Below are 12,963 nucleotides of genomic sequence, written 5' to 3' on the forward strand. Positions count from 1 at the left end.
GTGTTAATTTTTGCGCTCGATGACATATCGGGCGAACTGTTCTAAATGCTCAGTGTTATACGGAATATCTTCCAGTGCCTGCAGCGCTTCGCTAAGCAGTGCCTGAGCTTTTTTCATCGCACCTTCGAGTCCGAGCAGAGCCGGGTAGGTGCTTTTGTGCAATAGTTGGTCAGAGCCCTGAGGTTTGCCTAAGGTTTCTGTATCGCTGATGATATCTAAAATATCATCCTGAACCTGAAATGCGAGGCCGACGGCGTCTGCATAGCGGTTAAGCTGGGGAAGAATATCCAGACCGGCCTGGCCGGCAGCCATCGCGCCCATCCGAATTGCACAGCGCATCAGGGCGCCGGTTTTATTGCGGTGGATATTTTCCAGCTCTTCCAGCGTGACCAGGCGGTTCTCGGCCGCCAGATCAAGGGATTGCCCCAGACACATGCCCTGCGCGCCAGAGGCTTCAGCCAGTGCCTGAACCATTTTTATCCGGTTGGACTCACCGGCAGCCGATAGCTCACCTTCGGCCAGAATGGTAAACGCCAGCGTTTGCAGCGCATCGCCGGTCAGGATGGCGGTGGCTTCATCAAACTTGATGTGACAGGTTGGCTGGCCGCGACGCAGTTTCGTCATCGTCCATAGCCGGCAGATCATCGTGTATCAGCGAGTAGGCGTGGATACACTCGATCGCAGAGGCCGGGGTATCAAGCGCTTCCAGTTCACAGCCGAGCATCTGGCCGGTTATGTAAACCAGATACGGGCGCGCGCGTTTGCCGCCCAGCAGCAGTCCGTAACGCATCGCCTGAGTCAGCGACAGGTTCTGATAGGGCAGACGGTTTAACCACACATCAAGTTGTTGGTTATTTCTTTGTTGGAAAGAGGATAGAGCCTCAATCATAGGGCACTCATTTAGCAATTCAGTGTTATTTTAGAATAATTCAGGATTATTCAGGCAAATCGGTAAATTCGGTCAGCGGCGCGTCATCACTGTTGCTGAGCAGAATGCTCACGCGTTGTTCCGCTTCATCCAGTTTACTCTGTCCGGACCGGGCAAGGGCAATACCACGCTCAAATTTTTTCAGGGCGTCGTCTAATGCCAAATCCCCGTTCTCCAGTTGGTCGACCAGCTGATCCAGCTCTTGAATGGTCGCTTCGAAGGACATGTTTTCAGGTTTCTTGCTCGCCATAATTATATTGCCTTTGGAAAGATGCACGAACGTTACCGCAGGGCGTGGTGATGGTCAAATTTAACCAAGCAAATTTGTCAGAAATACAACGTTTTTTACCTGCCGGCGACGTAAAAGGGAAAATTGGCACCAGAGTCTTATACTTATGCTGCATTTCTGGGGCGCTGACGGGTGCATAAAGTTCGCTTTTAAGTATACACTGAGACACGTGGTTCACCGCAGGCGGACGCGTTGCCTTTGGCAATGCTTTGGACTGAAAAGCGTGATGACCTCTATTTCCGGCAGCGCAAGCTGATAAAAAAGTTAAAGAATGCATTCTCTTGCCGATAACGAGAGTAATGTCTTAGTCGCGAATGAATAGCATGAGGAGCGCTTCGTGGATTTAGCAACGCTAATAGGTCTGATTGGTGGCTTAGCTTTCGTTATTATGGCGATGATCTTGGGCGGCAGCCTGATGATGTTCGTCGATGTCACCTCGATTCTAATCGTAGTCGGTGGTTCACTGTTTGTTGTGCTGATGAAATTTACCATGGGCCAGTTTTTTGGTGCCGCTAAAATCGCCGGTAAAGCCTTCATGTTCAAAGCCGATGAGCCGGAAGACCTGATTGCTAAGGTGGTTGAAATGGCCGATGCTGCGCGTAAAGGCGGCTTTCTGGCTCTGGAAGAGATGGAAATTTCCAACTCATTTATGCAAAAAGGCATCGACCTGTTAGTGGATGGTCACGATGCCGACGTCGTTCGTGCCACGTTGCAAAAAGATATTGTCCTGACCGATGAACGCCATCAGGCCGGCACCAGCGTGTTTCGCGCATTTGGTGATGTGTCTCCGGCGATGGGCATGATCGGTACTCTGGTTGGTCTGGTTGCCATGCTGTCTAACATGGATGACCCGAAGTCAATCGGCCCGGCGATGGCGGTGGCCCTGTTAACGACGCTGTATGGTGCGGTGTTGTCCAACATGGTGTTTTTCCCGATTGCCGACAAACTGTCGCTGCGCCGTGAACAGGAAACGCTCAATCGTCGTCTGATTATGGATGGTGTGCTGGCGATTCAGGATGGTCAGAACCCGCGTGTCATCGACAGCTACCTGAAAAACTATCTCAACGAAGGTAAGCGCGCCCTTGATGTGGATAACGAATAGCGGAGCTTATAATGGATGAGGAAAAGCCAAATTGCCCGCCACCCGGTCTGCCGCTGTGGATGGGGACCTTTGCTGACCTGATGTCACTGCTGATGTGCTTTTTCGTACTGCTGCTGTCATTTTCAGAAATGGACGTACTGAAATTCAAGCAGATCGCCGGTTCGATGAAGTTTGCTTTCGGGGTGCAAAACCGTCTCGAAGTCAAAGACATCCCGAAAGGGACCAGTATCATTGCTCAGGAGTTTCGCCCCGGCCGTCCGGAGCCGACGCCGATTGATGTCATTATGCAGCAGACCATAGATGTCACGCAGCAGACACTCGAATTCCATGAAGGTGAATCGGATCGCGCAGGCGGTACCCAGCGTGATGCGGGTCAGATGACCGGTGGTCAGTCTCCGGAGACATCGACTCAGACCAACCAGAACACTGAGTCTGAAATGCAGCAACAGCAGTCGCAGGCGATGTCGGAAGAGATGGAAACCGTGCTCGAAAGCATCAAAAAGGCGCTGGAGCGCGAAATTGATCAGGGCGCGATCGAAGTGGAAAACCTCGGTCAGCAGATCGTTATCCGTATTCGTGAGAAAGGGGCATTTCCGGAAGGATCGGCTTTCTTGCAGCCTAAGTTCCGGCCTCTGGTACGCCAGATAGCGGAACTGGTCAAAGATGTACCGGGCATCGTGCGTGTCTCTGGTCATACCGATAACCAGCGCATAGATTCAGAGCTGTATCGCTCCAACTGGGACTTGTCTGCCCAGCGCGCCGTCTCGGTGGCTCAGGAGATGGAAAGTGTCAAAGGCTTTGATCACCAACGTCTGCAAGTGCGTGGTATGGCCGATACCGATCCACTGGGCCCGAACGATACCGAAGCGCAGCGCGCGCGTAACCGCCGGGTTGAAATCAGTATCATGCAGGGCGAACCGCTCTACAGCGATGAGGTGCCTTCCGCCCCTCAGGGCGACGCTCAGACTCAGAACCAGTAAAAACTCTGTAGTATTAATCACAAAGGCAAGCCAGACGGCTTGCCTTTTTTCTAACCTTTCCTCTCTTGGCTGAGATCGTGTATAATCCGCCCCCCTTAGAGTCTGTTGAATGGGTGGTTATATCACCACCAGTTGCCAGACCCGGAAGTACTGAGCGCCGCCAGAGGGTGTCAGCCAGAGAATGTCCACATTAAATTGCGAATAGCCTTATGAAATTTATAGTTAAACCACATCCGGAAATCTTTGTTAAAAGTGAATCAGTACGTAAGCGTTTCACTAAAATTCTTGAGGGTAATATTCGCAATATCGTCAAGAACCGTACCACAGGTGTTGCGGTATTTAACCGTCGTGATCATATTGAAGTGTCGGGTAACAGCGATGAATTTTTCGCCGAGACACTGGAAATTCTGACCACCACACCCGGCATCCAGCAAGTGCTGGAAGTGAAGCAGAGTGAGTTTACTGACCTGCACAATATTTATGAGCAGGTGTTGGAGCAGAGCCGCGATCTGATCGAAGGTAAAACGTTCGTAGTGCGTGCTAAACGTCGTGGTAAGCACGAGTTTAAATCGATTGAGCTTGAGCGCTATGTGGGCGGCGGCCTGAATCAGGCGGTGGAAAGCGCACGCGTTAAGCTGCAAAAACCGGATGTCACTATTCGTATCGAAGTGGTTGATGGTCTGCTCAACCAGATTATTGCCCGTCATAAAGGTCTGGGCGGTTTCCCGCTGGGCACACAGGAAGACGTACTGAGCCTGATTTCTGGTGGTTTCGATTCAGGTGTGTCGAGCTACCTGCACATCAAACGTGGTTCTAAAGTTCACTACTGTTTCTTCAACCTGGGTGGTCCGGCGCACGAGATTGGCGTAAAACAGGTCGCTCACTACTTGTGGAATAAGTACGGCTCATCGGCCAAAGTCCGTTTTATCTCGATTGATTTTGAGCCGGTTGTGGCTGAAATCCTGGAAAAAGTCGATGACGGCCAGATGGGCGTGATCCTGAAGCGGATGTTTATGCGTGCGGCGGGTATGGTGGCTGAGAAGTTTGGCATCCAGGCGCTGGTAACCGGCGAAGCTCTGGGTCAGGTATCAAGCCAGACGCTGACTAACCTGCGTCATATCGATAACGTAACGGATACCCTGATTCTGCGCCCGCTGATCAACTGGGATAAAGATGACATTATTACGCTGGCGCGCGAAATCGGTACCGAAGATTTTGCCAAGACTATGCCGGAATACTGTGGTGTGATCTCGAAGAGCCCGACCGTGAAAGCGGTGAAGGGTAAGCTGGAAGCGGAAGAAGCCAAGTTCGACTTCTCGATTCTGGAAAAAGTGGTTTACGATGCCCGTCAGATGGACATTCGTGACATCGAGAAAGAGTCGCAGCAGCAGGCTCCGGAAGTGGAACTGGTGACCGCCGTGCAGGAGCACGCTGTGGTACTCGACATCCGCAGTCCGGATGAAGAAGACGATAAGCCGCTGGAACTGGATGGGGTTGAAGTTCAGCACCTGCCGTTCTATAAGCTGGCGACTCAGTTCGGTGACCTGGATCAGTCGAAGACTTATCTGCTGTACTGTGAACGCGGTGTGATGAGCCGTCTGCAGGCGCTGTATCTGCAGGAACAGGGCTTTAAGAACATTAAGGTTTACCGCCCATAAGGTTCGCCTGACGACCAGACAGCGGCACAGCCGCAACAGTTTTGAATATGAAAAGCGTAAACTCAGCCGGGTTTGCGCTTTTTTATTGGCCGCTTGTTAATGTTTCAATAGTGGCTAAAAGCGCGCCGTTTCGGACACAAAATCACAGTTTCGAATTAGTATTATTAACGAATTGTTACAGTTGTTGAGGTAAGTATCAGCAGGTTTTTGTGCGCGGCAGATAAAAAAACACCGCCATATAGGCGGTGCTAAAAATTTGACAGACAGGTCAAAAAATAAATACAGGAAGTATATTTTGTAGCAGGGGATAACTGCACAAAACAGGGTGGTAGAAACCTACCGAACTCGAAAACCGAGTTTGCAAACACAACATCGCAACAACTAAGCCCATTGATTCTAAACAGAATCAAGCCGTTCAGGTCAGCGTTGCGGGGTGCAATATAGATTTTCTCTGGCTGGTTAGCAACGGACAATTTATAATGTTTCAGATTAAAAAAACTAATCTGTTACAGAGTGTACTCATGTCGAGAAGATTGCCACCATTAAACTCGCTGAAAGTGTTTGAAGCAGCGGCCCGCCACCTGAGTTTTACTCGTGCGGCGGAAGAGTTGTTTGTCACCCAGGCTGCGGTTAGTCATCAGATTAAAGCGCTGGAAGAATTTCTCGGTCTTAAGTTGTTCCGGCGTCGCAACCGTTCGCTGTTGCTGACGGAAGAGGGCCAGGGTTACTTTCTCGATATCAAAGATATCTTTGTCTCCCTGCAAGAGGCGACGGATAAACTGCTGGAACGCAGTGAGAAAGGCGCGCTGACCATCAGTCTGCCGCCAAGCTTTGCCATTCAGTGGCTGGTGCCACGCCTGGCGGACTTTAATCAGCAGGAGCCGGATATCGATGTGCGGATTAAAGCCGTCGATATGGAAGAGGGCTCGCTGACCGACGATGTCGATGTCGCTATCTATTATGGCCGCGGTAACTGGCCGGGCTTGCGCGCGGATAAGCTGTACCAGGAGTTCCTGATCCCGCTTTGTGCGCCGTCGCTGTTGATCGGCAGTAAACCGCTCGCTAACCTGAATGACCTTGGTCAGCATACCCTGTTGCATGATACGTCTCGGAAAGAGTGGAAGCAGTTCGCCAAAGAGAACAATCTGGATGGCGTTAACGTCAACCACGGGCCGATTTTCAGTCACTCGACCATGGTATTGCAGGCGGCCGTGCACGGGCAGGGGGTGGCACTGGGCAACAATGTACTGGCGCAGCCGGAGCTGGATGCCGGACGGCTGGTGGCTCCGTTTGATCAGGTGCTGATGACCAATAACGCCTTCTATGTGGTGTGCCATGAAAAACAAGCTGATATGGGGCGCATTGCCACTTTCCGTGACTGGATGCTGAAAAAAGCTCGCAGAGAACAAGAGGAATTACTCGATGACGCAGGTGCGCGTTGATGGCGACAGCCATCCACTGACATTTATTTTTGCCCACGGTGCCGGGGCAGATATGGATCATGAATTTATGGCTGCGGTCGCAGCCGGACTGGCGCAGAAACGGCATTAAAGTGGTGCGGTTTAACTTCCCTTATATGGTCAAACGCAGTGAAGATGGCAAGCGCCGTCCGCCGGATCGGGCGCCAAAGCTGCTCGACGCCTATCAAGCTGTGCTGGCCGAATACGCGAGTGGCCCTGTGGTGATTGGCGGTAAGTCGATGGGCGGGCGTATGGCTTCGTTGCTGAGTGAGCACTCACATGTGGCCGGGATTGCCTGTCTTGGCTTTCCGTTTCATCCGCCCGGTAAACCGGAAAAGTTCAAGGGTGACCATCTGGCAACCATGCCCAAGTCGTGCCTGATTCTGCAGGGCGAGCGCGATACCTTCGGGACTCAGGCTGAATTTGCGGGTTTTACCTTCAGTGACCAGGTTGAGGTCAGTTTTCTGCCCGATGGTGACCACAGCTTTAAACCGCGCAAAGCGTCCGGCCACACTGAAGCGGGTAATATTGCCCTGGTGGTAGAGCGCTTAACTCAGTTTATTAAAGAGGTGTATGATGCAAAGTAAGCATTTACTTACATTTGGCGGTCTGTTTTCAGGCGTTGCCGTTGCGCTGGGGGCTTTTGCGGCGCACGGTCTGAAAGTTACCCTGAGCCCGTACCTGCTGGAAGTGTTTCAAACCGGTGTGCAGTACCAGTTCATCCATGCAGCGGCGCTGATTGCGTGCGGCATCCTGCTCCAGTTGCCACTGGCACAAAAAGCGCGAAACTATTTTAGCCGCGCGGCGATTTGCTTTATCATCGGCATCTTTTGTTTTAGCGGCAGCCTGTACGCGCTGGCACTGACCGGAATTAAGTGGTTTGGTCCGGTGACACCGTTTGGCGGGTTGCTGTTTATGATCGGCTGGGGACTGTTTGCCTTGGCAGCGATGAGTATTAAAGAGGTGAAGCAGTGAAACAAGTCATGCTCTACTGCCGTGCGGGCTTTGAAAAAGAGTGCGCCGGCGAGATTCAGGACAAGGCCACGCAACTGGAAGTGTATGGATTTCCGCGCATGAAAACCAATAGTGGTTTCGTGATGTTTGAGTGTTACCAGGAAGGTGATGCGCAGAAACTGATCAAAGAGATTGATTTCCAGACGCTGATTTTTGCCCGCCAGATGTTTGCTGTGGCGGCCGAGTTTGAAGATCTGCCTAAAGATGACCGCATTTCACCGATTCTTTCCCGGTTGGGCGAGCTGGAAGATTTTCCGCGTTGCGGCGATCTGCGTGTCGAAACGCCGGACACCAATGAAGCCAAAGAACTGCTCAAGTTCTGCCGTAAGTTCACTGTACCGCTGCGTCAGGCGCTGCGTGGCAAAGGCTTACTGATGGCAAAAGAGCACCCGAAAAAGCCGGTGCTGCATGTCTGTTTTGTGGCGCCTGGTCATTGCTATGCCGGTTTCTCTTACAGTTCGAACAACTCACAGTTCTTTATGGGTATTCCGCGCCTGAAATTCCCGGCGGATGCGCCGAGCCGTTCAACCCTCAAGCTGGAAGAAGCGTTTCACGTATTTATTCCGCGTGAAGAGTGGGACACCCGTCTTGCCTCCGGGATGTGGGCGGTTGACCTCGGTGCCTGTCCGGGGGGCTGGACCTACCAACTGGTGAAACGTTCGATGTTCGTGCATGCGATTGATAACGGCATGATGGCTGACAGCCTGATGGAAACCGGTCAGGTGACTCATCACATGGTGGATGGCTTTAAGTTCGAACCGCCGCGTAAAAACGTTACCTGGCTGGTGTGTGACATGATTGAAAAGCCGTCTCGCGTTGCGCAGTTGATGGGCGAGTGGCTGATCCGGGGATTGGCCAAAGAAGCGATTTTCAACCTCAAGCTGCCGATGAAAGGGCGCTATGATGAAGTGCTGGAAGACATTGAGAACCTCAAGCTGTTCCTGCGCGACAACGAAGTGAAATTCCGCCTGCAGGCGAAGCATCTTTACCATGACCGCGAAGAGATCACGGTTCATGTTCAGGTGCTGAAGACGATTTCGCCATACTAGAGCTGATTTCGCCAGATTCGCTAAGATGTCTCGCGACTGGAACATCATTTCCCGTATAGTGAGCGGTCGATAATTCGCTCAGCATGCAAAACGATAAAACGCTCCTTCGGGAGCGTTTTTTAAACCGAGAGTTTTACAGCGAGAGTTTTTTAGCGAGAGTGCCTTATGGCGGATAGGCTTTATAGCGGATATATTGCAGCGCCAGCTTATCTTGGCGGCGCAAAAGCGTTAGCCTTGTGACTCTTCACTGCCGGGCACCACATAACGTATATCCTGCAGATTGAAGCCAAGCTCGATGTCGGTTTTCAGTCCGGCGACCTGTTTACATACCCGCGCCAGTTCGATGTGCTGGTCGAGCTTTTTGCGGTACTTCGGTGCCAGTTCTTCACTGGCATAGGCGCTTTCAATATCGCTAAACTGAGTCAGGATCTCTTTGGCGGCTTTCGGGCCGACGCCCGGAACGCCCGGCACCTGGCTTGAGCTGACACCCGCCAGACCCCAATAGTCGGCCAGTTGCTCAGGTTTGACGCCAAATTCTTTAGCAATAAACGGCGCATCCAGCCAGCGGTGCTGGAAGTAATCCCGGATCTGCAGCGTCGGCGACAGTAACTGGCAATAGCCTTTGTCGGTGGAGATGATGGTGACTTTTTCCTGATGCGAGGCCACTTTAACTGCCAGCGTTGCGACCAGATCGTCTGCTTCGTCACCGTCGGAGAGCAGCGAATCGATCCCCAGTTGCCACCAGGCCTGCTGAATCGCGTCCAGCCCTTGTGCCAGAGGCTCGGGCATCGGTTTACGATTGGCTTTGTAGTCCGGCAGGATTTCTGCCCGCCAGCCACGATCCTGCAAATGGTGATCAAACACAGCAATAATGTGAGTCGGCTGCGCTTCATTGATGATGCGCTGCAGGGTGCGGGTGGTGGTGTCGATAGTACGGGCAATGTCACTTTCATCGGGTTGTACGGAGTGGACGCGGCGGATCAGATTTAACGCATCGATGATGACAAGATGAAGAGACATAAGGGTTGATTACCTGGGTTGTCTGCCCGGCGTGGGACAAGATAAAAAAATAAGGGCGATAAGGCCCTTATTGTAATGAGTTTGTCTCAGATTGCTACCCGCACGCGCGGGTAGCCGGTGGTTTAAGAGACAATACGATAGCATGGTTCGTAAGCACTGCCGCCGGGCAGTTTCATCCGGTTTTGCGCCACGAAATCTTTCAGCAGTTTGTCCATTTTCTTCATCAATACCGGATCGCCATGGATTTCAAACGGTCCGTGCTGCTCGATTTCACGAATCCCCTCCGCTTTGACGTTACCGGCCACAATGCCGGAGAAACGCGCGGCGCAGATTGGCGGCCAGCACTTCCGGTGCCTGATCGAGATGTAAGTCGAGATTAGCCATATTGTCATGATTGGGCTCAAACGGCATCTGGAATTCCGGCTCGATTTTCAGCGACCAGTTAAAGCTGTAAGCATCTTCGTGATCTTTGCGGTGCTGGCGTACGGTCGGCATCGCATTGCGCATAATGCGCGCCGCTTCAGCCGGATCGTCGATCACGATGCGGTAGTGTTTACGCGCTTCATCACCGAGAGTATCGGCAATAAACTCATCAATCGAACGGAAATACTCTTCACTCTCTTTCGGACCGGTCAGCACAATCGGCATCGGCTGATGAGTGTTGTCCGGATGCATCATGATACCAAGGATATACAGCAGTTCTTCGGCCGTGCCCGGGCCGCCCGGGAAGATGATGATGCCGTGCGCGATACGGACGAACGCTTCGAGACGTTTTTCGATGTCCGGCATAATAACCAGTTCATTGACTATCGGGTTTGGCGGCTCAGCGGCAATGATCGAGGGCTCGGTCAGACCAAGATAGCGTTTTTCCTGGTAGCGCTGTTTGGCATGGCCAATCGCAGCACCTTTCATCGGGCCTTCCATAGCACCCGGACCACAACCGGTACAGATGTTTAATTCGCGCAGGCCGAGTTCATTGCCCACTTCACGGGTGTACTGATACTCTGTCGCGTTGATTGAATGTCCGCCCCAGCACACCACCAGATTGGGAATGATACCCGGGATCAGAGTGCCGGCATTACGCAGGATCCCAAACACCAGGTTGGTGATATGGGTCGAATTGGTCAGATTGAGGCGCTGGCTGTCGGCGAGGTGCATATTGACATACACGATATCGCGCAGCACTGAAAACAGGTGCTCCTGAATCCCTTTAATGATATGTCCATCGACGAAAGCGTGTTCGGGCGGATTGGTCAGTTCCAGCTTAATCCCGCGCTCACGGCGCAGTACATTGACGTCGAAATTACTGTATTTATCCAGCAACTCTTTCGAGTTATCGGTGTGACTGCCGGAGTTGAGTACCGCCAGGGTACAGTTGCGGTAGAGCTGGTACAGGTCGCCGCTCGACGCGGTTTTTTTGAGTCGTTCTACTTCAAGTTGCGACAACAGATCCATACTGCCCGCAGGGCTGACTTGGGTGATCATGCTGACCTCCTTTCTGAGAGGTTAATGAGAGTCCACCTGGCGAGCGGGTTGGAATACGTATTGATTACTTTGCTCGTTACACCGGATGGGAACACTGACGGCGCATTTTATTGTGACTTTGGTTATGGGGAAAATTGAGCCGCAGTTAATAAGTTAACTAATTGATATTACGCTTTCAATCTTGTTCGGATCTACAGATTAGGGAAATATTGTGCCGTAGCAGATGTGAAGGCGGTCACTAAAATTGTGCAGGTTTGTATAAAAAATAGCCATATTTGTGGTGAGGGATGGCGTTGGAGAAGGGCGCGGTTTTACTTCCAGGCTATTTGATTCGGGCCGTATTTTTTCGCTTCGCTCATCGCCCGATAGGCGCGCTCGAGTACGATTTCCGGAGTATCTGATTCTTTAAAACAGGTGCTGGCCGCGGTCAGGGTAATGGTGATGTTTTTATCGCGGAATTTAAACGGCAGTTTGGACACGTTGCGCTGAATCTGCTGAATAATCTGGTAGCTGTCATTATCACTGTGGTCAGGCAGCAGAATCACAAACTCTTCACCCGAGAATCGCGCCACGGTCGCGGTTTCGTTGACTTCTTTACTGATGGTGCGGGCAATGATGCGCAGCGCTTTATCCCCGGCCATAAAACCGAAGCTGTCATTAATGGCTTTGAATTTATCAATGTCCAGCATTATCAGGCGCAGGTTGTTCTGAGCGCGAATCCAACGGTGGTATTCGTGCTCCAGGCGATCATTGAACGCACTGCGGTTATACACATTGGTCAGGGTATCCTGCTGCATACGCTGGGCCTGATCATCAAGACGGCGGCGATAATCCTGGGTCATCTCGTACAGCGCTTCCATCTGGCTGCGGGTGTACTGCATGCGTTCAATCAGCACCTGTTCACGCTGTTCGGCGTGGGTCAGACGTTCTGACAATGAAGCCAGTTCATCCAGCATAGGCCCCAGTTTGGCTTTGGTGGCTGCCAGCTCGGTGCCCTCTTTCAGGGCGCTCTGACTGCGTCCGACCAGGGAGCTGAGTTCCACGTGCATTTCCTCGCGGTGCACTTGGTAGCTCTGGCTTTGCTCGACGTTCTGATTGACGCTTTTAATGTTGTTAGACAGGGAAGTATTGACCAGATCAAGAAACTTCTCGGAGCCTTTACGTTCCGCGTTGGTGCCGGCGATAACCAGTTTCAGCACATCCATGGTCAGTTCCAGCAGTGACTGGGTGGTCACACCGCTCAGCAGCTTGGCACGGATGTCGGTCAGCAGGTCACCATATTCGCCGTCGAAGTCGAGTTCGGTGATCAGGCTTTGCAGTTCGTCACTTAAACGTGCCAACAGCTCTTGGTCAGCTCCGCCGGCCAGATCGGCATTCAATGCGTGCGGGTTAGCGGAGATGATTTTGACGGAGCGTTCATACAGCGCCAGCAGTCGCATCGCCTGTTCCACTTTGGAAGGCGGCTGAGCGGCGGAAAAACTGAGCAGATCACGCAGGTCGCGTTTGATTTTTGCCGGCAGGCCGGGAACGCGCAACAGAATTTCACCACTGCTTTTGATCTGAGAATCAAGGTGGTGACTCTGTTTATCCATGTTCAACGTTTGTTGCTTCAACATGCGCTCCAGTACGGCCAGTCGGGGTATGATTGAGCTTATATCGGTTTGTTGTTCGATGGCTTGACGTAGCTCAGCAAGATACCCGTTTAACTGGATATTCTCGCCCTGACAAGCCTGACTTAAAGATGCGACGATGCGCTTCAGGACTTTTTGTTCTCGGTTAAATTTGAACGAAGTATCCCGATGTGTCAAACGTGTTTGTTCCAATTTGCTACGCAATTGGTCTAACTGATTTTGGATATCTTGTTCAAGAGCGCCCATCGACAACAATCTAATAAAAAGGGGATCAGTATGATCCTATTTACTGATTTGTCGATAATAGCAAATATTTTGAATCCGTCACGAATTCAGGGCCTTAACCG

9 protein-coding genes and 3 pseudogenes are annotated in these 12,963 nt (G+C 51.8%); 7 read left to right on the forward strand and 5 right to left on the reverse strand.

Going from position 1 to position 12,963, the window contains the following annotated elements:
* Nucleotides 1-3: 3 nt before the first annotated feature.
* Both ispA and xseB read right to left on the reverse strand, forming a co-directional pair.
* Nucleotides 4-889, reverse strand: a pseudogene (gene ispA, locus ABDK09_11395) ((2E,6E)-farnesyl diphosphate synthase).
* 46 nt (nt 890-935) lie between these two features.
* Nucleotides 936-1,178: an exodeoxyribonuclease VII small subunit gene (xseB, locus tag ABDK09_11400; protein ID XAW90098.1), complete on the reverse strand. Its 243-nt coding sequence runs from the start codon at nt 1,176-1,178 to the stop codon at nt 936-938.
* A 376-nt stretch (nt 1,179-1,554) separates the two neighbouring features.
* Here xseB and pomA point away from each other — a divergent pair, with 376 nt between their 5' ends.
* From pomA to rlmM, 7 genes and pseudogenes are all read left to right on the forward strand, one after another.
* The gene (pomA, locus tag ABDK09_11405; protein ID XAW90099.1) at nt 1,555-2,319 is read left to right on the forward strand and encodes a flagellar motor protein PomA; all 765 of its coding nucleotides are present in this window, start codon (nt 1,555-1,557) and stop codon (nt 2,317-2,319) included.
* Nucleotides 2,320-2,330: 11 nt separating this feature from the next.
* Complete coding sequence (locus ABDK09_11410; GenBank protein ID XAW90100.1) at nt 2,331-3,299, forward strand: flagellar motor protein MotB; 969 nt, start codon at nt 2,331-2,333, stop codon at nt 3,297-3,299.
* A 209-nt stretch (nt 3,300-3,508) separates the two neighbouring features.
* Nucleotides 3,509-4,957 (forward strand): tRNA uracil 4-sulfurtransferase ThiI, encoded by a 1,449-nt coding sequence (thiI, locus tag ABDK09_11415; protein XAW90101.1) that lies wholly within the window; start codon nt 3,509-3,511, stop codon nt 4,955-4,957.
* 521 nt (nt 4,958-5,478) lie between these two features.
* A complete protein-coding gene (locus tag ABDK09_11420) occupies nt 5,479-6,399 on the forward strand; it encodes a transcriptional regulator GcvA (protein ID XAW90102.1) in 921 nt (306 codons plus the stop codon).
* Nucleotides 6,380-7,004 (forward strand): annotated as a pseudogene (locus ABDK09_11425) (alpha/beta fold hydrolase). The gene ABDK09_11420 and the pseudogene ABDK09_11425 overlap by 20 nt, the downstream one beginning before the upstream one ends.
* Complete coding sequence (locus tag ABDK09_11430; GenBank protein XAW90726.1) at nt 6,994-7,392, forward strand: DUF423 domain-containing protein; 399 nt, start codon at nt 6,994-6,996, stop codon at nt 7,390-7,392. The pseudogene ABDK09_11425 and the gene ABDK09_11430 overlap by 11 nt, the downstream one beginning before the upstream one ends.
* Nucleotides 7,389-8,480 carry a 23S rRNA (cytidine(2498)-2'-O)-methyltransferase RlmM gene (gene rlmM, locus ABDK09_11435; GenBank protein ID XAW90103.1) on the forward strand — a complete coding sequence of 364 codons (1,092 nt, stop codon included), beginning with the start codon at nt 7,389-7,391 and terminating at the stop codon, nt 8,478-8,480. Before ABDK09_11430 ends, rlmM begins: the two co-directional genes overlap by 4 nt.
* A 228-nt stretch (nt 8,481-8,708) precedes the next feature.
* Here the strand turns inward: rlmM and xni are convergent, their stop codons facing one another.
* From xni to ABDK09_11450, 3 genes and pseudogenes are all read right to left on the reverse strand, one after another.
* Complete coding sequence (gene xni, locus ABDK09_11440) at nt 8,709-9,500, reverse strand: flap endonuclease Xni (GenBank protein XAW90104.1); 792 nt, start codon at nt 9,498-9,500, stop codon at nt 8,709-8,711.
* A 122-nt stretch (nt 9,501-9,622) separates the two neighbouring features.
* Nucleotides 9,623-10,985: pseudogene (gene ppnN, locus ABDK09_11445) on the reverse strand (nucleotide 5'-monophosphate nucleosidase PpnN).
* Between the two features lie 311 nt (nt 10,986-11,296).
* The gene (locus ABDK09_11450; protein XAW90105.1) at nt 11,297-12,862 is read right to left on the reverse strand and encodes a diguanylate cyclase; all 1,566 of its coding nucleotides are present in this window, start codon (nt 12,860-12,862) and stop codon (nt 11,297-11,299) included.
* Nucleotides 12,863-12,963 lie beyond the last annotated feature (101 nt).

Origin of the sequence: Vibrio sp. CDRSL-10 TSBA (assembly GCA_039696685.1) — a bacterium.
GTDB lineage: Bacteria > Pseudomonadota > Gammaproteobacteria > Enterobacterales > Vibrionaceae > Vibrio.